22 protein-coding genes and 1 pseudogene are annotated in these 18,960 nt (G+C 72.3%); 11 read left to right on the forward strand and 12 right to left on the reverse strand.

Features of this window, described 5'->3' with window-relative positions:
* The first annotated feature begins 8 nt into the window (after window positions 1-8).
* Window positions 9-371, forward strand: a complete 363-nt coding sequence (locus ACIPXC_RS24895) for a hypothetical protein (protein WP_401622225.1) — start codon at window positions 9-11, stop codon at window positions 369-371.
* Here ACIPXC_RS24895 and ACIPXC_RS24900 read toward each other — a convergent pair.
* Window positions 361-588 (reverse strand): GntR family transcriptional regulator, encoded by a 228-nt coding sequence (locus ACIPXC_RS24900; RefSeq protein WP_401622228.1) that lies wholly within the window; start codon window positions 586-588, stop codon window positions 361-363. The genes ACIPXC_RS24895 and ACIPXC_RS24900 overlap by 11 nt on opposite strands.
* 148 nt (window positions 589-736) lie before the next feature.
* Between ACIPXC_RS24900 and ACIPXC_RS24905 the strand changes: the two genes are divergently transcribed.
* Window positions 737-973: a hypothetical protein gene (locus tag ACIPXC_RS24905; protein WP_401622231.1), complete on the forward strand. Its 237-nt coding sequence runs from the start codon at window positions 737-739 to the stop codon at window positions 971-973.
* A 290-nt stretch (window positions 974-1,263) separates the two neighbouring features.
* Here the strand turns inward: ACIPXC_RS24905 and ACIPXC_RS24910 are convergent, their stop codons facing one another.
* The 7 genes from ACIPXC_RS24910 to ACIPXC_RS24940 are packed head-to-tail and all read right to left on the reverse strand — an operon-like array spanning window position 1,264 to window position 3,426.
* Entirely contained in the window at window positions 1,264-1,638 is a 375-nt protein-coding gene (locus tag ACIPXC_RS24910) for a hypothetical protein (protein WP_401622234.1), read from the reverse strand.
* A complete protein-coding gene (locus tag ACIPXC_RS24915; protein WP_401622237.1) occupies window positions 1,635-2,150 on the reverse strand; it encodes a hypothetical protein in 516 nt (171 codons plus the stop codon). Before ACIPXC_RS24915 ends, ACIPXC_RS24910 begins: the two co-directional genes overlap by 4 nt.
* A complete protein-coding gene (locus ACIPXC_RS24920) occupies window positions 2,147-2,317 on the reverse strand; it encodes a hypothetical protein (protein WP_401622240.1) in 171 nt (56 codons plus the stop codon). Before ACIPXC_RS24920 ends, ACIPXC_RS24915 begins: the two co-directional genes overlap by 4 nt.
* A 2-nt stretch (window positions 2,318-2,319) precedes the next feature.
* Entirely contained in the window at window positions 2,320-2,583 is a 264-nt protein-coding gene (locus ACIPXC_RS24925) for a hypothetical protein (protein ID WP_401622243.1), read from the reverse strand.
* Window positions 2,580-2,942 carry a DUF6907 domain-containing protein gene (locus ACIPXC_RS24930; RefSeq protein WP_401622246.1) on the reverse strand — a complete coding sequence of 121 codons (363 nt, stop codon included), beginning with the start codon at window positions 2,940-2,942 and terminating at the stop codon, window positions 2,580-2,582. Before ACIPXC_RS24930 ends, ACIPXC_RS24925 begins: the two co-directional genes overlap by 4 nt.
* Complete coding sequence (locus ACIPXC_RS24935; protein ID WP_401622248.1) at window positions 2,939-3,154, reverse strand: hypothetical protein; 216 nt, start codon at window positions 3,152-3,154, stop codon at window positions 2,939-2,941. The genes ACIPXC_RS24930 and ACIPXC_RS24935 overlap by 4 nt, the downstream gene beginning before the upstream one ends.
* Entirely contained in the window at window positions 3,151-3,426 is a 276-nt protein-coding gene (locus ACIPXC_RS24940; protein WP_401622250.1) for a hypothetical protein, read from the reverse strand. The genes ACIPXC_RS24935 and ACIPXC_RS24940 overlap by 4 nt, the downstream gene beginning before the upstream one ends.
* A gap of 154 nt (window positions 3,427-3,580) precedes the next feature.
* Between ACIPXC_RS24940 and ACIPXC_RS24945 the strand changes: the two are divergent.
* Window positions 3,581-5,953, forward strand: a pseudogene (locus tag ACIPXC_RS24945) (ComEC/Rec2 family competence protein); the annotation flags it as partial.
* A 136-nt stretch (window positions 5,954-6,089) separates the two neighbouring features.
* Complete coding sequence (locus tag ACIPXC_RS24950; RefSeq protein WP_401622253.1) at window positions 6,090-6,971, forward strand: YceI family protein; 882 nt, start codon at window positions 6,090-6,092, stop codon at window positions 6,969-6,971.
* 12 nt (window positions 6,972-6,983) lie between these two features.
* On the opposite strand, the gene ACIPXC_RS24955 is transcribed toward ACIPXC_RS24950, so the two are convergent.
* Complete coding sequence (locus tag ACIPXC_RS24955) at window positions 6,984-7,226, reverse strand: hypothetical protein (protein WP_401622256.1); 243 nt, start codon at window positions 7,224-7,226, stop codon at window positions 6,984-6,986.
* 76 nt (window positions 7,227-7,302) lie between these two features.
* Between ACIPXC_RS24955 and holA the strand changes: the two genes are divergently transcribed.
* Window positions 7,303-8,295 carry a DNA polymerase III subunit delta gene (gene holA / locus ACIPXC_RS24960; protein WP_401622259.1) on the forward strand — a complete coding sequence of 331 codons (993 nt, stop codon included), beginning with the start codon at window positions 7,303-7,305 and terminating at the stop codon, window positions 8,293-8,295.
* A gap of 179 nt (window positions 8,296-8,474) precedes the next feature.
* Here holA and rpsT read toward each other — a convergent pair whose 3' ends face one another.
* Entirely contained in the window at window positions 8,475-8,735 is a 261-nt protein-coding gene (gene rpsT, locus ACIPXC_RS24965) for a 30S ribosomal protein S20 (RefSeq protein WP_030030523.1), read from the reverse strand.
* A 256-nt stretch (window positions 8,736-8,991) separates the two neighbouring features.
* Here rpsT and lepA point away from each other — a divergent pair, with 256 nt between their 5' ends.
* The 4 genes from lepA to ACIPXC_RS24985 all read left to right on the forward strand — a co-directional run bounded on the left by lepA (window position 8,992) and on the right by ACIPXC_RS24985 (window position 15,020).
* Window positions 8,992-10,857, forward strand: coding sequence for a translation elongation factor 4 (lepA, locus tag ACIPXC_RS24970; RefSeq protein ID WP_030030524.1), 1,866 nt, complete (start codon window positions 8,992-8,994; stop codon window positions 10,855-10,857).
* Window positions 10,858-11,090: 233 nt separating this feature from the next.
* Entirely contained in the window at window positions 11,091-12,983 is a 1,893-nt protein-coding gene (locus ACIPXC_RS24975; protein ID WP_401622264.1) for an AMP-dependent synthetase/ligase, read from the forward strand.
* A 125-nt stretch (window positions 12,984-13,108) separates the two neighbouring features.
* Window positions 13,109-14,341 carry a radical SAM family heme chaperone HemW gene (gene hemW, locus ACIPXC_RS24980; protein WP_401622267.1) on the forward strand — a complete coding sequence of 411 codons (1,233 nt, stop codon included), beginning with the start codon at window positions 13,109-13,111 and terminating at the stop codon, window positions 14,339-14,341.
* Between the two features lie 82 nt (window positions 14,342-14,423).
* A complete protein-coding gene (locus ACIPXC_RS24985; RefSeq protein ID WP_046774938.1) occupies window positions 14,424-15,020 on the forward strand; it encodes a Uma2 family endonuclease in 597 nt (198 codons plus the stop codon).
* On the opposite strand, the gene ACIPXC_RS24990 is transcribed toward ACIPXC_RS24985, so the two are convergent.
* Window positions 14,998-15,807, reverse strand: a complete 810-nt coding sequence (locus ACIPXC_RS24990) for a DUF3097 domain-containing protein (protein ID WP_401622272.1) — start codon at window positions 15,805-15,807, stop codon at window positions 14,998-15,000. The two genes, ACIPXC_RS24985 and ACIPXC_RS24990, sit on opposite strands and share 23 nt — an antisense overlap.
* 34 nt (window positions 15,808-15,841) lie before the next feature.
* On the reverse strand, window positions 15,842-16,561 hold the full coding sequence (locus ACIPXC_RS24995; protein ID WP_401622275.1) for an MBL fold metallo-hydrolase: 720 nt from the start codon (window positions 16,559-16,561) through the stop codon (window positions 15,842-15,844).
* A gap of 163 nt (window positions 16,562-16,724) precedes the next feature.
* Between ACIPXC_RS24995 and hrcA the strand changes: the two genes are divergently transcribed.
* Window positions 16,725-17,741, forward strand: a complete 1,017-nt coding sequence (gene hrcA / locus ACIPXC_RS25000) for a heat-inducible transcriptional repressor HrcA (RefSeq protein WP_401622277.1) — start codon at window positions 16,725-16,727, stop codon at window positions 17,739-17,741.
* Window positions 17,742-18,881: a molecular chaperone DnaJ gene (gene dnaJ / locus ACIPXC_RS25005; protein WP_030840893.1), complete on the forward strand. Its 1,140-nt coding sequence runs from the start codon at window positions 17,742-17,744 to the stop codon at window positions 18,879-18,881.
* The last annotated feature ends 79 nt before the right edge of the window (window positions 18,882-18,960 follow it).

The following is an 18,960-nucleotide window of genomic DNA, read 5'->3' on the forward strand; positions in this document are numbered from 1 at the left end:
GACGAGAGATGCCCGACCACATCGGCACCCCGCACAGCGCAGCGTTCATGTTCAGCGCCCTCGACAGCCCCGGAGGCGGGTGGACGATGCACCTCGTCGACGACCAGGGCGTCATGTCGGACATCCTCATGAGCTGGCCCGCGGCCGCCGCGCCCCTGCCGCTGCTGGAGCGGTACGACGCGCTCGCCCTCGTCGGCTTCGCGCCGGCCGTGGGCGGCGTCGAGGCCTGGCAGTGGCGCGAGGGCAGCAGCGAGGGCATCGGCAGCTACTGGGTCGGCACGACCGCCGTGCGGCCCGTGACGGCCGAGGAGAAAGCCCACGGCGACGCCGCGCGCCGGGCGGTCCTCGACCCGGGGCCTGCTACTCGCTGACGAACGAGCCGAGGCCGGGCTCTGTGTAGATGAGACCCTCCTCGCGCAGCGCCCGGTGGACTTTCTGACCGGTGGCCTGCGCGATGCCGAACTCGGCCTGCAGCTGCAGCACGGACGGGACGCGGGTCCGCGGCGGGTACTCCCCGGAAGCGATCCGCGCCCGTATGACGGCCGCGACCTGCTTCCATCGCGGCTGGTCAGGGGCAAACGTGATCATTCGTCCACGCTAGGCAGACCATCGCATGTCAGGCGAGATGTGGCATGCCTAGCACGCCATAGCATGGTGCCGCTACGCTGCGGGAATGCGAAAGCCCCGCGGCCGATGGGACGGCCCGGGGCTGTGACGACGCTGCAAGGAGCGACGTATGCAGAAGCCTACTCTCGTCGTGCCCATAGAGCCCCTGTCTCGCGGGGCCTGCACCACGGCGCCCGTCCCCGCCCCGTACGGCCTCGCGTGGGACCAGCGGGCCGGCCGCGCCTGCGTGGTCTGTGGCCAGCCCCTGACGACGGGCGCGGTGTCCCGCGGCTGGATCTACGGCAAGCACGGAGCGCACCGCCTCGACGTCGAGGTGTGGTGCTGCCCGAAGACGGAGGAGCCCTGATGCGTATCTGCTGCCGCTGTGACCGCACGATCCGGAGCAGCACGTACGAGACCATCCCGGTGGACTCGGCGTCCGCTGTGCGTCCGGACCAGTACGCGCACCGGCACGGCGACCCGAAGTGCCGGCCGATCACGATCGGGGATCCGCCCGATCTCCACTGAGCCCCCGGCCGCCCGTGGTCACGGCGGACCACGGTAGGCCGGGCAGCACTGGACCCCCGACGCGATCCGCACGCGTCGGGGGCCCTTTGTGCAACTAGTTGCAGAGCGGTCGGGTCAACAGGCGCAGGATCACGATCCGTCCACCTCCTCCCGGACAACGTGAACGGTGCACGTAACCCCTTCCGGGCCCCTCTCCACGCGGTCGACGCGCAGCACCTCACCTGCATAGACGTCGCCGGAAGGGGTTTCCGGAAGCGGTGGGGGAGTGGCGGGCGAATCGGACATGGCCCATGCGGCCCACAGCCAGCCGACCGGCACCGCGTAGATCAGGTGCGGGGCCCGCTCCAGCACTCGGCCGGCGAACGCGAGGCCGCCCACGGGCACGGCCAGGCGGACCACCAGGGCGCCCATGGTGGACACCTCGAACCAGCGGGACGGGGACTCCAGCAGCAGCCCCGTACCGCGCGCGAGACGCTGTCCGGTCGCGGCCAGGCGGCCGGTCACAGCAGGCCCATCACAGCGTCGCCGGCGGCCGAGACGACCGGTGAGAGGACGTACCCGGCGACCCCGGCGACACCGGAGGCCAGGCCGAGGCTGATCCCCGAGAGCAGGGCGCGGGCGATCATCCAGTTGAAGCCCCGCCGCCGCGTCCACACCGCGATCAGGACCACGGTGGCGATGACGACGACCGCGTGCCCGCCGTCGGTCAGCACGAGGTGCGAGGAGCGGGTGACGTCCGGGGTGCCGCCTCCGACCCCGTAGGCGAGGGCCGCGTTCCCGATCGCGCTGGAGCCCCACAGGGACCAGTCGGCGCCGCCGCCGAGCAGGCCGCCGGCGGACAGGATGAGGAGCATCCCGTAGAGCCACACGAGGAGGAACGGCAGGAGCTTCACGAGGTGCTTGGGCTTGGCGGCCTGCTTGGCGCCGGGCCACCAGCGGGTGATCTCCCAGCCGAGGAGGGAGAGGCCGACGGTGACGCCGCCGAGGGAGACGACGGCGTAGGTGGGGAGGTTCATGAGGGTCCTCGGAGGAGGGCCGCGCCGAGCGCGGCGAGCAGCAGAATGAGCGCGCACGTCCCCAGAGCGGGGAGGGCGTAGAGGCCGCGGGCGCGAGCCGGTGCCGCGAGGACGAGCCCCGCAGCACCGCCCGCCGTCGCCGCGGCGAAGAACACGGCGAGCAGCACGGTCACACCGCGCCGGGCGGGTCCGTCACACGCTCGGGCGGGCCGTCATACGCGGGCACCCTGACTGCCATACGGGCAGGTGAGACGCCGTCCGGGTAGAGGCCGGACTCCCACACCCAGTTGTAGCCGTGGGCGAGGAAGGCGACCGCGAACCGGACCGCGTCCGACGCCGTCATACCGGTGCGCATGATCGTGGCCAGGTCGTCGGACAGGGTCTCGTCGACGCGGACGGACAGGGACTTGCCGGCCTTCGGCGGGGTACTCACCAGCCACCCCCCGCGCGGAGCACGGCCAGGCGGAGCGCCAGGCGCCGCAGCTCGGCAGCCCGCTCCTCCAGGACTACGGCCAGGCCCTCCAGCCCGGGCGGGTCCATGGTGGCCGTGGGGACGAACAGCTCCACGTAGAGGCTGGGCGGGACCGGGTGGTCGCCGAACGGGAACTCGACGACCTCGGCGGCGAGGACGGCCCGCCGGTCGGTGTCGACGAGGTACTCGGGGCCGGTGTGGTGGACGTCGGCCCGGTACTCGGCGGGCCCCTCGGGGTGGCCAAGGCACCACACGGGCTCGGGGATGGTGATCGTGCCTGCGTCGAGGGTGTGCACCGTCACGGTGCGGGCCCCGGTCATCGGCCGGCCTCAGCGTCGAGGGCGTCGAGCAGGTTGCGGAGTCGGATCTCCAGCGCAACGGCAGCGCCGAGCATGGCGCGGTCGTCGTAGATGTTGGCCTGCTGCTGCTCGGCGAGCGTTTCGCGGGCCAGGTCGAGGGCCATGTCGAGCGGCGGGGTCCACTGACCGGCGGCCCGCTCGGGGTCGTGCAGGGGGCTGTGGTCGGTCGTCATCGGGCACCGCCTGCGGCGTCGAGGAGCTGCTGGGCGTACTGGGCGCGGGTGAGGCCCGGCTCGACGTCCGGGGCGTGGGCGAGGACGTTCTCCTCGGCGGTCGCGGCCCGGTCGGTGCCGTAGCCGTGGCGGCGGGCGGCGAAGGTGAGGGCGAGCGCGAGACGGAGCGTCTTGCGCATGGGGTGGGTGGGGCGCTCGGCGGCGAGCCGCGCGGCGATCTGCTGGAGCAGGGCGCGGGTGTCGGCGTCGGGCAGGCGTGTAGCGTCAGCCATGGGTCTGCACTCCCTTTGTATGGAAGGGGTTCGGGCCAAGGCCCCCGTGCTGGTGCTCCAACACCACCCGGGGGCCGCTCTTTGCTCTTTTGCTAGATGGGTAACACCATCTCGGCGAGCGGCGCTTCGCCGATCTGCGCAACCTGGTGCGGCCGTGAACCGCCCGGAGGGGGCGGGACCGGCGGATCTGCGTCTCGCGGTGCCGGCCGTGGCCGCCTGGGCGGCGGCCGCCCTCGCCCTCGACGCACCCGTCGGGCGGACCGCCCTCGCGGTGGGCCTGGCGACGGTCGGAGCGGGGCTCCTGATTCTGGTCCAGGGACGGCGCCCGGGGGCGCTGTGGAGGGTCGCCCCGGCCGCGGCGGCGGCCCTGCTGTGCGCGGCCGCCGGAGCCGGTGTCGCGGCGCTCCAGTCGGCCGAGGCGCGGGCCGGGCCGGTCGCCGGACTGGCGCGGGAGCACGCCAGGGTCCTCGCGGAGCTCACCGTCGACTCCGACCCCAGGACCGCGCGGAGCGGGAGCGGGCCGCCGGTGGTGGTGCTGGACGCGGTGGTGACCCGGGTGACCGGGCCCGGCGGGGTGAGCACCCGGGTCGAGACCCCGGTGCGGGTGCTGGCCGCTCACGCGGGATGGGCCGGGCTCCTGCCCTCCACCCGCGTGGCGGTGGTCGCCCGGCTGGCCCCGGCGCGGGACGGGGAGCGGGCCGTGGCGCTGCTCCGCCCGGGCGGTGACACGCCGCCGCAGGTGACCGGCGGCCCGGACGCCGCGCAGCGGCTGGCGGGGCGGCTGAGGGCCGGGCTGCGCGGGGCCACCGAGGGGCTCGCACCGGATGCGCGGGCCCTGCTGCCGGGACTGGTCGTCGGGGACACCTCCAGGGTTCCGCCCGACCTGCACGAGGCCTTCCGGGCCACCGATCTGCTGCACCTGCTCGCCGTCTCCGGGTCGAACCTGACCGTGGTGCTGTTCCTGCTCATCGGGCCCCCGGCCCGCGCGCAGCAGGCGGAGCGGCGCGGGCTGGCGCCCCGGCTCGGACTGTCGCTGCGGACGACGGCCCTGTGCGGGGCGGCACTGACGCTGGCGTTCGTGGTGGTGTGCCGGCCGGAGCCGAGCGTGCTGCGGGCAGCGGCCTGCGGGGCGGTCACCCTGCTGGCCATCGCCACCGGCCGGCGCAGGTCCCTGATCCCCGCGCTGGCAGCCGCGGTGCTGCTGCTGGTGCTCTTCGACCCGTGGCTGGCCCGCAGCTACGGCTTCCTGCTCTCGGTCCTGGCCACCGGGGCGCTGCTGACCCTCGCCCCCCGGTGGAGCGACGCACTGCGGCGGCGCGGGATGGGGCCCCGGCTCGCCGATGCGGTGGGCGCGGCCGCCGCCGCCCAGGCGGTGTGCGCGCCGGTGGTCGCCGTGCTCGCGGCCCGGGTGAGCCTGGTGGCGGTGCCCTGCAACCTGCTGGCCGAGCTGGCCGCCGGGCCGGCGACCGTCCTCGGCTTCGCCGCGCTGGCGGCGGCCCCGCTGTCGATGACGGCCGCGGAGGTGCTCGCCCGGTGCGCCGGGGTGCCCGCGGGGTGGATCGCTGCCGTCGCGCGGGCCGGGGCGGGGTTTCCCGGCGCGGAGCTGTCCTGGCCGGGCGGGCTCGCCGGCGGGCTGCTGCTGGCCGGGGTCACGCTGGCGGTGGTCGTTCTCGGTGCCCGGTGGGGGCGGCGGCGGTGGCTGTGCTGCGGGCTGGCGGTGCTGCTGCTCCTCGCCGTGCTGAGGCCGCCGCAGCTCACCCGTACGCTCACCGGCTGGCCTCCGCCCGACTGGAGCTATGTCCAGTGCGCGGTGGGGCAGGGGGACGCGGCCGTCCTCTCCGTGGGGCCGGGGGAGGCGCTGGTGGTGGACACGGGCCCGGATCCCGGGCCGGTGGACGAATGCCTGCGCGAGCTGGGGGTGCGCCGGGTGCCGATGCTCCTGCTGACGCACTTTCACGCCGACCACGTGGGAGGTCTGCAGGGCGTCCTGCGGGGCCGTTCCGTGGGGATGATCCAGACCTCGGTGCTGGAAGAGCCCGCCGGGCAGGCGGAGTTCGTCCGCCGGGCCGCGGCGGCGGCCGGGGTGCCGGTCGTACGGGCCGTGCAGGGGGAGCGGCGCCGGGCCGGCCCGTTCGCATGGCAGGTGCTGTGGCCGCCGCCTGCCGGGTCGTACGTCGAGGGGCCCAACGATGCGAGCGTCGTGCTGCTGGTACGCGGTGCGGGGCTCACCCTGCTGCTGCTCGGCGACCTCGAGCCGGCGGCGCAGGAGGCCCTCCTGAGGGAGCATCCGCAGCTCGGACCGGTCGATGTCCTCAAGGTCGCCCACCACGGCTCGGCGCACCAGGATCCCGGGTTGCACGAACGGGTCCGGCCGCGTCTGGCGATTGTTCCCGTCGGTACAAAAAACCGCTACGGGCACCCCGCGCCGGGTACGCTCGCCCGCCTGCGGGCCGTGGGCGCGACGGTGCTCCGCACCGACACCGACGGTTCGGTCGCGGTCAGCGGAACCGGTGTCCGGCTGCGTGCGTTTCCAGCCAGGGGACGGCGCATTCGACGCGGGCATACCGGGCGTGACCGCTCTGTTTGCCCACAACCCGACAGCATGATCGAATGCCTCTTCGCCAGAACGGTCCAAGTCCACACTGCACGGGGGTGCACACGTCATGTTCGGTCGCCGACGGGGGATGGAGTCGGCCGGAACTTCCAGCCCGCATACATCCGCGACACTGACGCTGCCGCCGACGGCGCGTCTGCTCAGCTGCCGAGTCCTCGACACGGTCCACCGGCCCATCCGGCAGGCCGCGTTCGAGGTGACGGATCCGATCGGCCGCCGGATCGTCGGCGGCGAGACCGATCCGTTCGGCGGTTTCACGGCCGCCGTACCGGAAGGGGAGTACCGGCTCTCCGTCACCGCCGAGGGGTACACACCCTTCCACGGAGTCACGCTCGTGGGAGATCCGGCGCAGCCCGGCACGGCGGAGATCATCCTCGATGCGGTGGAGCCGCCGGTCCTGCCGCAGCCCGGTCACTGGGAACTCGACCCGGCGCATTCGTCCATCGGCTTCACGGCCCGGCACATCGGTATGGCCCGGATCAACGGACGGTTCAACACGTTCGCCGGGGCGGTGCGGATAGCCGACCGCATGGAGGAGTCCTCCATGCACGTGATCATCGACGCGGCGAGCATCGACACCGGGCTGCGGCTGCGCGACGACCACCTGCGGTCGGGCGACTTCCTGGACGCGGCCCGCCACCCCACGGTGGAGTTCTACAGCGAACGGTTCATGCACCGCACCGGCAGCCGCTGGGCCGTCGCGGGCGCCCTGACGCTTCACGGGGTGAGCCGGTCCGTGACCCTGGACACCCAGTACCTGGGTCTCGGAACGGGCATGGAGGGCGAGGTGCGGGCGGCGTGCCGGGCCACCGCCGAACTGCACCGCGAGGACTTCACCCTCAACTGGCAGTCGATGCTGGCTCACGGGATCGCGGCGATCGGTTCGAGCGTGGACGTGACGTTGGACATCCAGATCGTGCACAAGGCCTGACCCCGGACGGGCTCAGGGGGCCTCCAGCCAGCCTTCGTACTCGGAGGCGAGGTCGTCCAGGGCGGTGGCGTCGAGCCGGTCCTGCGGGTCCTCGACGACGACCAGCCACTGGGCGTCCTCGGCGTCGTCCTCGCCGGCCAGTGCGTCGCGGACCAACTGCGGCTCCTCCGGGAGGCCGAAGCGGTCCACGGCCTCCTGCGCCACCTCCTCGGCGGCGTCGCGGTCGGGCAGGACGAGTACATGTCGCACGTTCACCCGGCCATTGTCGGGCACCCGGTGGAGGGGGCCGGGGCGCGGGGGGCTGTCAGTGCGGCGTGGGATGCTGGGGGCGATGGCCACCAGGAAGAATTCCACCGACGATCCGCTTGCCCCGATCACCCTCGCGGTGGGGCAGGAGGAGCTGCTGCTCGACCGCGCCGTGCGGGAGGTGGTGGCGGCCGCCCGTGCCGCCGACGCCGACACCGACGTCCGCGACCTCACCTCCGACCAACTGCAGCCCGGCACGCTCGCCGAGCTGGCGAGCCCTTCGCTCTTCTCCGAGCGCAAGGTGCTGGTCGTGCGCAACGCGCAGGACCTGTCCGCCGACACGGTCAAGGAGGTCAAGGCCTATCTCGCCGCTCCGTACGAGGAGATCGCGCTGGTCCTCCTCCACGCGGGCGGCGTCAAGGGCAAGGGCGTGCTGGACGCAGCGCGCAAGGCGGGCGCCCGGGAGATCGCCTGCCCGAAGATGACGAAGGCGGCGGACCGGCTCGCGTTCGTACGGGGTGAGTTCCGCACACTGGGCCGGTCGGCGACCCCGGAGGCGTGCCAGACCCTGGTCGACGCGATCGGCAGCGACCTGCGGGAGCTGGCGAGTGCCGCGGCGCAGCTGTGCGCGGACGTCGAGGCGACCATCGACGAGGCCGTCGTCGGCCGCTACTACACGGGCCGGGCCGAGGCCTCCAGCTTCACGGTCGCCGACCGGGCGGTCGAGGGGCGTGCGGCGGAGGCCCTGGAGGCCCTGCGCTGGTCCCTGGCCACCGGGGTGGCCCCGGTCCTGATCACCAGTGCCCTGGCGCAGGCGGTCCGGGCGATCGGCAAGCTCGCCTCCGCCCCGCGCGGCGCCCGGCCCGGGGACCTCGCCCGGGACCTCGGCATGCCGCCCTGGAAGATCGACCGGGTCCGCCAGCAGATGAGGGGCTGGTCGGCGGACGGCGTCGCGGACGCGCTGCGCGCCGTGGCCGCCGCCGACGCGGGCGTCAAGGGCGGGGGCGACGATCCCGAGTACGCGCTGGAGAAGGCGGTCGTCGCGGTCGCCCGCGCCGCCCGTCCCCAGCGCCGCTGATCGGGGCGACGCGAAGGCCCCGGTCGCCGTCCTGGGGAAGGACGGCGACCGGGGCCTTCGGTCACTGCTTGTGCGCCGCACCCGCGTGGCGAACGCTTCGTGTGCGGAGCGGGGTGCCGGTCAGGAGCGGGAGAGAGGGCCCACTGGGTCCCTTCCGGCGATCACATCGAGTGCGGAACTCAGATGGCGGCAACCTTGGAGGCCAGCGCCGACTTCTTGTTGGCGGCGGCGTTCTTGTGGATGACACCCTTCGAGACGGCCTTGTCGAGCTTCTTGGAAGCCAGACGGGCCGCAGCGGTGGCCTTCTCCGCGTCGCCGGCGAGGATGGCCTCGTTGGCCTTGCGGATGAAGGTGCGCAGCTCGGACTTGACCGACTTGTTGCGAAGGCGAGCCTTCTCGTTGGTCTTGTTCCGCTTGATCTGGGACTTGATGTTCGCCACGAAAGAGCCTTTTCAGGTTCAGAGGTTGATCTTCGGATTGTGCCTCGACGGCTGAGAGGGCACACGAGACACAGCTGCCCAGGCTACCAGGCGCGCTCCCGGCGGCCCAAACCGAGCGCACTGCCCCGTCCATGGGACCATGGGAGCCTGCGTATGGACCGACATCGCGCCGCCGAGAGCGACCGGAGCCGGACCGTCCGCTGCGACCGACGCTCCGAGAACGCTTCCGACTGCGACCCGAGAATCAGGACACTGCGTGCCCGCGATCCCCAGCCACGTGCCCGAGCCGAGCCGTACCGACCCGGCGCTGATCCGCAACTTCTGCATCATCGCGCACATCGACCACGGCAAGTCGACCCTCGCCGACCGGATGCTCCAGCTCACCGGTGTCGTCGATCAGCGGCAGATGCGCGCCCAGTACCTCGACCGCATGGACATCGAGCGTGAGCGCGGCATCACGATCAAGTCCCAGGCGGTGCGACTGCCCTGGGCGCCCACCACGGGCGAGGGTCAGGGCAGCACCCACATCCTCAACATGATCGACACCCCCGGGCACGTCGACTTCACCTACGAGGTCTCGCGCTCCCTCGCCGCGTGCGAGGGCACGATCCTCCTGGTGGACGCCGCCCAGGGCATCGAGGCCCAGACCCTCGCCAACCTGTACCTGGCGATGGAGAACGACCTCGCGATCGTCCCCGTCCTCAACAAGATCGACCTGCCGGCCGCCCAGCCGGAGAAGTTCGCCGAGGAGCTCGCGAACCTGGTCGGCTGCGACCCCGACGACGTGCTGCGCGTCTCCGCCAAGACCGGCATGGGCGTCGACGCCCTGCTGGACAAGGTCGTCGCCACCGTCCCGGCCCCGGTCGGCGTCAAGGACGCCCCCGCCCGCGCGATGATCTTCGACTCGGTCTACGACTCGTACCGCGGCGTCGTGACGTACGTCCGTGTGGTCGACGGCCAGCTCAACAAGCGCGAGCGCATCCGGATGATGTCCACCGGCGCCACCCACGAGCTGCTGGAGATCGGTGTCTCCTCCCCGGAGATGACCCCGGCCGACGGCATCGGCGTCGGCGAGGTGGGCTACATCATCACCGGCGTGAAGGACGTCCGTCAGTCCAAGGTCGGTGACACCATCACCAGCCTGAACAACGGCGCGACCGAGGCCCTCGGCGGCTACAAGGACCCGAAGCCGATGGTCTTCTCGGGCCTCTACCCGCTCGACGGCTCGGACTACCCGGACCTGCGCGAGGCCCTGGACAAGCTCCAGCTCAACGACGCCGCGCTGGTCTACGAGCCCGAGACCTCGGCGGCCCTCGGCTTCGGCTTCCGCGTCGGCTTCCTCGGCCTGCTCCACCTGGACGTGGTCCGTGAGCGCCTGGAGCGCGAGTTCGGCCTCGACCTGATCGCCACCGCGCCGAACGTGGTCTACCGGGTGGTCCTGGAGGACGGCAAGGAAGTCACCGTCACCAACCCGAGCGAGTTCCCCGAAGGCAAGATCAAGGACGTCTTCGAGCCGGTCGTCCGGGCCACCGTGCTCGCCCCGACCGAGTTCATCGGCGCGATCATGGAGCTCTGCCAGCAGCGCCGCGGCACGCTCCTCGGCATGGACTACCTCTCCGAGGACCGCGTCGAGATCCGCTACACCCTCCCGCTCGCCGAGATCGTCTTCGACTTCTTCGACCAGCTGAAGTCCAAGACCCGCGGCTACGCCTCCCTCGACTACGAGCCCACCGGCGAGCAGGCCTCCAGCCTGGTCAAGGTCGACATCCTGCTGCACGGCGACAAGGTCGACGCCTTCTCCGCCGTCTGCCACAAGGACGCCGCCTACGCCTACGGCGTGCGCCTCGTCGCCAAGCTGCGCGAGCTGATCCCGCGGCAGGCCTTCGAGGTGCCCGTCCAGGCCGCCATCGGCTCCCGCGTCATCGCCCGCGAGACCATCCGCGCCATCCGCAAGGACGTCCTCGCCAAGTGCTACGGCGGTGACATCTCCCGTAAGCGGAAGCTGCTGGAGAAGCAGAAGGAAGGCAAGAAGCGCATGAAGATGGTCGGCTCCGTGGAGGTCCCGCAGGAGGCCTTCATCGCCGTCCTCTCCAGTGACGAGTCCGGCGGCAAGAAGAAGTAGCCACCTCTCCGTCACCCGGCGTACACAGGCCCCCGCTCATCGGTGCGGGGGCCTGTTTCGTTATGAACCGGCCGCTCGTCAGCTCTTACGCGGGCGCCGGACGCGCTCTAGTCTGATCACTGCTCAACGGTTACTCACCAGTTCAGAAAGTCAACGGCTGCAACCCGCCAGTCCCAAGCGCCCCCAGCGCCCCACGCCCACGCGCTGTCGCGTGGATCGGTCCGGAGGATGTCGTGAGCGACACACAGACCTATCTCGAGAACCGCCCGCCCACCGTGGCGGTGCTCTTCCGCGAGCGCGTCGCCGCGACGCCGAACGCCGAGGCCTACCGTTACCCGGTGCCATCGACCGACGGCCGGGGCGCCACCGACGACTGGAAGTCGCTGAGCTGGAGCCAGGCGGCCGAGCGGGTCAACGCCATCGCCGCCGGAATGATCTCCCTCGGCCTCGAAACGGAAGAGCGCGTCGCGCTCGCCTCCAACACCCGGGTCGAGTGGATCCTGTCCGACCTCGGCGTGATGTGTGCGGGCGGCGCGGTCACCACGATCTACCCCAGCACCAACGCGGACGAGTCGGCGTTCATCCTCGCGGACTCCGAGAGCCGGGTGCTCATCGCCGAGGACGCCGCGCAGCTGGCGAAGGCCCGTGAGCGCCGCGCCGACCTGCCGAAGCTGCGCCACGTCGTGGTCCTGGAGGCCGCCGACGCGGTCGCCGCCGAGGGCGACCCGGAGGGCTGGGTCCTCTCGCTGGCCGACCTGGAGGCGAGAGGCAAGGAGCACCTCGCCAAGCACCCCGAGGCCGTCGACGAGCGCATCGCCTCCATCACCCGCGAGCAGCTCGCCACCCTCATCTACACCTCCGGCACCACGGGCCGCCCCAAGGGCGTCCGGCTGCCGCACGACAACTGGTCGTACATGGCCAAGGCCATGGTCGCCACCGGGCTGATCGGCAAGGAGGACGTCCAGTACCTGTGGCTGCCGCTGGCCCACGTCTTCGGCAAGGTCCTGACCTCCGGGCAGATCGAGGCCGGGCACGTCACCGCGGTCGACGGCCGCATCGACAAGATCATCGAGAACCTGCCGGTCGTGCAGCCGACGTACATGGCGGCCGTCCCGCGCATCTTCGAGAAGGTCTACAACGGCGTGGCCGCCAAGGCCCGGGCCGGCGGCGGCGCCAAGTACAAGATCTTCCAGTGGTCGGTGGGCGTCGCCCGCGAGTACGCCAAGGTCACGCAGGACAACTTCCGGCGCACCGGGCGGGCCACCGCCCCCTTCGCCCTGACCGCCAAGCACAAGGTCGCCGACGCGCTCGTCTACTCCAAGCTCCGTGAGGCCTTCGGCGGCAGGCTGCGCGCCGCCGTCTCCGGCGCGTCCGCCCTGGCGCCCGAGATCGGCTTCTTCTTCTCCGGCGCGGGCGTCCACATCCTGGAGGGCTACGGCCTGACCGAGTCCAGCGCGGCCTCCTTCGTCAACCCCGGCGAGGCCTACCGCACCGGCACGGTCGGCAAGCCGCTCCCCGGCACCGAGGTACGCATCGCCGACGACGGCGAGGTCCTGCTGCGCGGCCCCGGCATCATGGAGGGCTACCACGGACACCCGGACAAGACCGCCGAGGTCCTGGAGTCCGACGGCTGGCTGCACACCGGTGACATCGGCGAGCTGTCGGCCGACGGCTACCTGCGCATCACCGACCGCAAGAAGGACCTGATCAAGACCTCGGGCGGCAAGTACGTCGCCCCCGCGGAGATCGAAGGCCAGTTCAAGGCGATCTGCCCGTACGTGTCGACCATCGTCGTGCACGGTGCCGACCGGAACTTCTGCTCGGCACTGATCGCGCTCGACGAGCCCTCGATCCTGACCTGGGCGGCCGAGAACGGGCTGGAGGGCAGGACGTACAAGGAGGTCCTGGCCGCGCCCGAGACCGACCGGATGATTGAGACCTACGTCCAGACCCTCAACGAGGGCCTCCAGCGCTGGCAGACGGTCAAGAAGTTCCGGATCCTGCCGCGCGACCTGGACGTCGAGCACGGCGACCTCACCCCCAGCCTCAAGCTGAAGCGCCCGGTGGTCGAGCGTGAGTTCAAGCACCTGATCGACGAGATGTACGAGGGCGCCCGCGAGGCGTAGCGCCCGCCAGGGGCCCGGCGGGGCGGGGCGGTGGCCCGCCCCGCGCACCCCTGCCGGCTCTCCGCCCCGGCCCGCGCCCCGAAGCGCGGGCCGGAGCCCGTCGGCGGGTGCGGGATGATGGGGGTATGCCTTCCGCACTCCCCGACGGTGAACCCATGCCCGAAGACGGCTCGCTGCCGTCGCACGCCCTGGCGGGCGCGGGGGAGCGGCCTCTCGGGTTCTACCTGCACGTCCCCTACTGCGCCACGCGCTGCGGGTACTGCGACTTCAACACCTACACGGCCACCGAGCTGCGGGGCACCGGAGGCGTGCTCGCCTCCCGCGAGAACTACGCCGACACCCTGATCGACGAGGTCCGGCTCGCCCGGAAGGTGCTCGGCGACGACCCGAGGGCCGTCCGCACCGTCTTCGTCGGCGGCGGCACGCCGACGCTGCTGCCCGCCGCCGACCTCGTACGGATGCTCGCGGCGATCCGGGACGAGTTCGGCCTGGCCGACGACGCCGAGGTCACGACGGAGGCCAACCCGGAGTCCGTGGACCCGGCGTACCTGGCCGAGCTGCGCGCCGGGGGCTTCAACCGGGTCTCCTTCGGCATGCAGAGCGCCAAGCAGCACGTCCTGAAGGTCCTGGACCGCACCCACACCCCCGGACGCCCCGAGGCGTGCGTGGCGGAGGCCCGCGCGGCGGGCTTCGAGCACGTCAACCTCGACCTGATCTACGGGACGCCGGGCGAGACGGACCAGGACTGGCGGGACTCCCTCGCCGCCGCCCTCGGAGCCGGCCCGGACCACGTCAGCGCCTACGCGCTGATCGTCGAGGAGGGCACGCAGCTGGCGCGCCGGATCCGCCGCGGCGAGGTCCCCATGACCGACGACGACGTCCACGCCGACCGCTACCTGATCGCCGACGAGGTCATGGCCCAGGCCGGGTACTCCTGGTACGAGGTGTCGAACTGGGCCACCTCGGAGGCCGGGCGCTGCCTGCACAACGAGCTGTACTGGCGCGGCGCCGACTGGTGGGGCGCGGGTCCCGGCGCGCACTCGCACGTGGGCGGGGTGCGCTGGTGGAACGTCAAGCACCCCGGCGCCTACGCCGCCGCCCTCGCCGAGGGACGCTCCCCGGGCGCGGGGCGCGAACTCCTCTCGGACGAGGACCGCCGCGTGGAGCGGATCCTGCTGGAGCTGCGACTCGTGGACGGCGTCCCGCTGTCCCTGCTGGCCCCGGCCGGCCTCGCGGCGTCCCGCGGGGCCCTCGCGGACGGCCTCCTGGAGCCGGGCCCCTACGAGGCCGGGCGGGCCGTGCTGACCCTGCGCGGACGGCTGCTGGCCGACGCGGTGGTCCGGGACCTGGTCGACTGATCACCTGGCGGAGTGAATACCCCCGGATCCTTGTCCGGACTGCCTACGCTGTCCCTAGGCTGCCGCCGACAGCACGCGGCGGATGTGGAGGACCACGGAGATGACCGCTGTGGACGAGCGTGGGATGGCCAAGTTCTTCGAGGGGTTCCAGCCTCCCGACGGAGTCAAGGCCGAGCTCCTCCGGGGGGAAATCGTCATGATGGCCGGCCCCGATCTGGTGCACAACCTGATCGTGGAGGACGTGCAGGATCAGATTCCGCGCAAGCGGTGGGCGCGCCTGCAGACCCAGGACGTCGACATCGTCGACGAGGCGAGCGAACCCGTGCCCGATCTGGTGGTCCTGGATCGCGAGGCGCAGCCCGGGTCGGGCCGTCTCCTGCCCTCGCAGCTGATCACGCTGGTGGTGGAGGTCGTCTCCAAGACCAGCGTCGACCGCGACTACGTGGTCAAGCGCTCCGTCTACGCCGCGGGCCGGGTGCCCGCCTACCTGATCATCGACCCCATCGTCGCGCAGTGCGTCCTGCTGACGATCCCGGCCGGCAGGGGTGACGACGCCGACTACCGCTCCCAGAGGGTCTCGAAGTTCGGTGAGCCGCTGCCGCTGGAACTGCTCGGCATCGAGCTGGACACGAGCGACTTCGGAACCTTCGAGGGTGTCAGGCCCCACCGTCACCCGTGACGAAGTCGATGAGCTCCTCCACGCGGCCCAGCAGGGTCGGCTCCAGGTCCTTGTAGGAGGTCACCCGGGACAGGATGTGCTGCCAGGCCGCCCCGATGTTCTCCGGCCAGCCCAGGGCCCGGCAGACGCCCGTCTTCCAGTCCTGGCCGCGCGGGACCACCGGCCACGCGGCGATGCCCAGCGCCGAGGGCTTCACCGCCTGCCAGACGTCCACGTACGGGTGACCCACCACCAGCACGTCCGGCGAGGTCACCGCGGCGGCGATACGGGACTCCTTCGAGCCCGGCACCAGATGGTCCACCAGCACCCCCAGCCGGGCGTCCGGCGCCGGACCGAAGTCCGCCACCACCGCCGGCAGGTCGTCGACCCCCTCCAGGTACTCGACCACCACGCCCTCGATGCGCAGGTCGTCGCCCCAGACCCGCTCCACCAGCTCGGCGTCGTGGCGGCCCTCGACGTAGATCCGGCCCGCCCGGGCCACCCGCGCCCGGGCTCCGGGGACGGCGATCGACCCCGAGGCCGTCCGGGCCGGCGCCGCCGGGCCCCGCGGCGGGCGGACCAGGGTGACCACCGCGCCGTCCAGCAGGAAGCCCCGCGGCTCCATCGGGAACACCCGGCGCTTGCCGAAGCGGTCCTCCAGGGTTACCGTGCCCGCCTCACAGGCCACCACCGCGCCGCAGAAGTCCGTACCGGCCACCTCGACGACCAGGTCCGGTTCGGCGGCGACCTCGGGGACGGCCCTGGGCCGCTTCCACTGCGGGGTCAGGTCGGGGGAGTACTCGCGCATCCGGCCGACACTAGAAGAGCCGTGCGCGTCCCGCCTACGACACGCCGGAACGGGCCGCCAGTGTGGCGCGTTGCGCACGGACGAACTCCGCGGTGACCACCGCTCCGTGACCGGGTACGTACCACGCGTCCTCGCCGCCCAGCGACAGCAGCCGGTCCAGGGCGGCGGGCCACTGCCGGGGCATCGCGTCCGGACCCGCCACCGGCTCGCCCGACTCCTCCACCAGGTCCCCGCAGAACACCGTCTCGCGGTCGCCCGGGACGAAGACGGCCAGGTCGTGCCCGGTGTGCCCGGGCCCCACGTTGGCCAGCAGCACCTGCACCCCGCCCAGGTCGAGGGTCCACTCGCCCGACACCTGATGGCCGGGCAGCACCAGCCGTTCCACGGCCTCGGCCGCCTCCGCCTCGGCGAGCCCGTGCCGCACCGCGTCCCCGCGCAGCTCCGCGCGGTCCGCGGCGAGCAGCGCGGCCAGTCCGACCGCCCCGTAGACCTCGGCCCCGGGGAAGGCGGACGCACCCAGGACGTGATCGAAATGGCCGTGCGTGAATGCGATATGGGTCACGCTCCGGCCCGTCAGCCGCTCGGCCTCGGCCCGCACCCCGGCGCCCTCGCGCACGCACGACCCAGGGTCGATCAGGAGTACGGACTCGTCCCCCACCACCAGCCCCACCGTGCAGTCCCACACCGGCAGACGCCGTCGGCCGGTCCGTCCGGTGAGCCGTTCCCAGCCCACCTCTTCCCATCGCACGTCCATGCCGCGACGCTACCCTGGCGGGCCTCCCTTGCCATGGTCTTACCACCCGGCCGTACACTGAGCGGGGGCTCTCTGGCACTCGAACCCACAGAGTGCCAACGAACGTCAGAACACGTCGGAACACGTCGGAACACGGCAACGGATCACGCTGGAGGTGTGCGCGATGCTCAGCGAACGCAGACTCGAAGTGCTGCGCGCCATCGTCCAGGACTACGTCGGGACGGAGGAGCCGGTCGGCTCCAAGGCGCTCACCGAGCGGCACCGGCTCGGCGTCTCGCCCGCCACCGTGCGCAACGACATGGCGGTGCTGGAGGAGGAGGGCTACATCGCGCAGCCCCACACCAGCGCCGGCCGGATCCCCACCGACAAGGGCTACCGCCTCTTCGTCGACAAGCTGGCCGGGGTCAAGCCGCTCTCCACGCCCGAGCGCCGGGCCATCCAGAACTTCCTCGACGGGGCCGTCGACCTCGACGACGTCGTCGGCCGCACGGTGCGGCTGCTCGCGCAGCTCACCCGGCAGGTGGCGGTCGTCCAGTACCCGAGCCTGACCCGGTCGACCGTCCGGCACGTGGAGCTGCTCTCGCTCGCCCCGGCGCGCCTGATGCTCGTGCTGATCACGGACACCGGACGGGTCGAGCAGCGGCTCGTCGACTGCCCGAGCCCCTTCGGCGAGGCCTCGCTGGCCGACCTGCGGGCCCGGCTCAACAGCCGGGTCGTCGGCCGTCGTTTCACCGACGTGCCGCCGCTCGTCCAGGACCTGCCGGAGTCCTTCGAGGCCGACGACCGCAGCACGGTCTCCACCGTGCTGTCGACCCTCCTCGAAACGCTGGTGGAGGAGGCGGAGGAGCGGCTGATGATCGGCGGTACCGCCAATCTCACCCGCTTCGGACACGATTTCCCCCTGACGATCAGGCCGGTGCTGGAGGCGCTGGAGGAGCAGGTCGTGCTCCTCAAGCTGCTCGGCGAGGCCAACGAGTCGGGGATGGCCGTAAGGATCGGGCACGAGAACGCCTACGAGGGGCTCAACTCCACGTCGGTCGTCTCGGTCGGTTACGGTTCGGGCGGCGAAACGGTCGCCAAACTCGGCGTGGTCGGACCGACCCGCATGGACTACCCCGGAACGATGGGAGCGGTACGCGCAGTGGCACGTTACGTCGGACAGATCCTGGCGGAGTCGTAAGTGGCCACGGACTACTACGCCGTTCTCGGCGTGCGCCGCGACGCATCGCAGGACGAGATCAAGAAGGCCTTCCGGCGCCTCGCGCGTGAACTCCACCCGGACGTGAATCCGGATCCGAAGACGCAGGAGCGCTTCAAGGAGATCAACGCGGCCTACGAGGTGCTCTCGGACCCGCAGAAGAAGCAGGTCTACGACCTCGGCGGCGACCCGCTGTCCGCCTCCGGCGGTGGCGGCGGAGCCGGCGGCTTCGGCGCGGGCGGCTTCGGCAACTTCTCCGACATCATGGACGCCTTCTTCGGCCAGGCCTCGCAGCGCGGCCCGCGCTCGCGGACCCGGCGCGGCCAGGACGCCATGATCCGCCTCGACCTGGAGCTCGACGAGGCGGCCTTCGGGACCACCAAGGACATCCAGGTCGACACGGCCGTCGTCTGCACCACCTGCTCCGGCGAGGGCGCCGCCCCCGGCACCTCGGCGCAGACGTGTGACATGTGCCGCGGCCGCGGTGAGGTCTCGCAGGTCACCCGGTCCTTCCTGGGCCAGGTCATGACCTCGCGCCCCTGCCCGCAGTGCCAGGGCTTCGGGACCGTCGTCCCGACCCCCTGCCACGAGTGCGCGGGCGACGGCCGGGTCCGCTCCCGCCGCAGCCTCACGGTCAAGATCCCGGCCGGTGTCGAGAACGGCACCCGGATCCAGCTCGCGGGCGAGGGCGAGGTCGGCCCCGGCGGCGGCCCCGCCGGCGACCTGTACGTGGAGATCCACGAGCTGGCGCACCCGACCTTCCAGCGGCGCGGGGACGACCTGCACTGCACGGTCACCATCCCGATGACGGCGGCGGCGCTGGGCACCAAATGCCCGCTGGAGACGCTCGACGGGCTGGAGGAGATCGACATCCGGCCCGGCACCGGGTCCGGCCAGGCGATCCCGCTGCACGGGCGCGGCGTCACCCACCTGCGCGGCGGCGGGCGCGGCGACCTGATCGTCCACGTCGAGGTGACCACCCCGACCAAGCTGGACGCCCAGCAGGAGGAGCTGCTGCGCCAGCTGGCGAAGCTGCGCGGCGAGGAACGGCCCATGGGCCAGTTCGCGCCGGGCCAGCAGGGCCTGTTCAGCCGTCTGAAGGACGCGTTCAACGGTCGCTGACCGAAGGCCGCGCACCGCTTCGAGCCCGGTCCGGGGACGCCCCCGGCCGGGCTCTTCGCGTGCCCCGGCAGCCGCCCGC

This window comes from Streptomyces sp. NPDC090021, from assembly GCF_044748225.1.
In the GTDB taxonomy this organism is placed as follows: Bacteria; Actinomycetota; Actinomycetes; order Streptomycetales; family Streptomycetaceae; genus Streptomyces.

Excerpts from the sequence above, each read along its gene's own strand:
- ACIPXC_RS24940 (WP_401622250.1), bottom strand. The coding sequence starts at position 3,426 with ATGGCTGACGCTACACGCCTGCCCGACGCCGACACCCGCGCCCTGCTC.
- hemW (WP_401622267.1), top strand. The coding sequence starts at position 13,109 with ATGCCTTCCGCACTCCCCGACGGTGAACCCATGCCCGAAGACGGCTCG.
- ACIPXC_RS24985 (WP_046774938.1), top strand. The coding sequence starts at position 14,424 with ATGTGGAGGACCACGGAGATGACCGCTGTGGACGAGCGTGGGATGGCC.
- ACIPXC_RS24895 (WP_401622225.1), top strand. The coding sequence starts at position 9 with ATGCCCGACCACATCGGCACCCCGCACAGCGCAGCGTTCATGTTCAGC.
- ACIPXC_RS24935 (WP_401622248.1), bottom strand. The coding sequence starts at position 3,154 with ATGACGACCGACCACAGCCCCCTGCACGACCCCGAGCGGGCCGCCGGT.
- ACIPXC_RS24915 (WP_401622237.1), bottom strand. The coding sequence starts at position 2,150 with ATGAACCTCCCCACCTACGCCGTCGTCTCCCTCGGCGGCGTCACCGTC.
- ACIPXC_RS24990 (WP_401622272.1), bottom strand. The coding sequence starts at position 15,807 with ATGCGCGAGTACTCCCCCGACCTGACCCCGCAGTGGAAGCGGCCCAGG.
- hrcA (WP_401622277.1), top strand. The coding sequence starts at position 16,725 with ATGCTCAGCGAACGCAGACTCGAAGTGCTGCGCGCCATCGTCCAGGAC.
- holA (WP_401622259.1), top strand. The coding sequence starts at position 7,303 with ATGGCCACCAGGAAGAATTCCACCGACGATCCGCTTGCCCCGATCACC.
- ACIPXC_RS24950 (WP_401622253.1), top strand. The coding sequence starts at position 6,090 with ATGTTCGGTCGCCGACGGGGGATGGAGTCGGCCGGAACTTCCAGCCCG.
- ACIPXC_RS24930 (WP_401622246.1), bottom strand. The coding sequence starts at position 2,942 with ATGACCGGGGCCCGCACCGTGACGGTGCACACCCTCGACGCAGGCACG.
- ACIPXC_RS24905 (WP_401622231.1), top strand. The coding sequence starts at position 737 with ATGCAGAAGCCTACTCTCGTCGTGCCCATAGAGCCCCTGTCTCGCGGG.
- ACIPXC_RS24900 (WP_401622228.1), bottom strand. The coding sequence starts at position 588 with ATGATCACGTTTGCCCCTGACCAGCCGCGATGGAAGCAGGTCGCGGCC.
- ACIPXC_RS24995 (WP_401622275.1), bottom strand. The coding sequence starts at position 16,561 with ATGGACGTGCGATGGGAAGAGGTGGGCTGGGAACGGCTCACCGGACGG.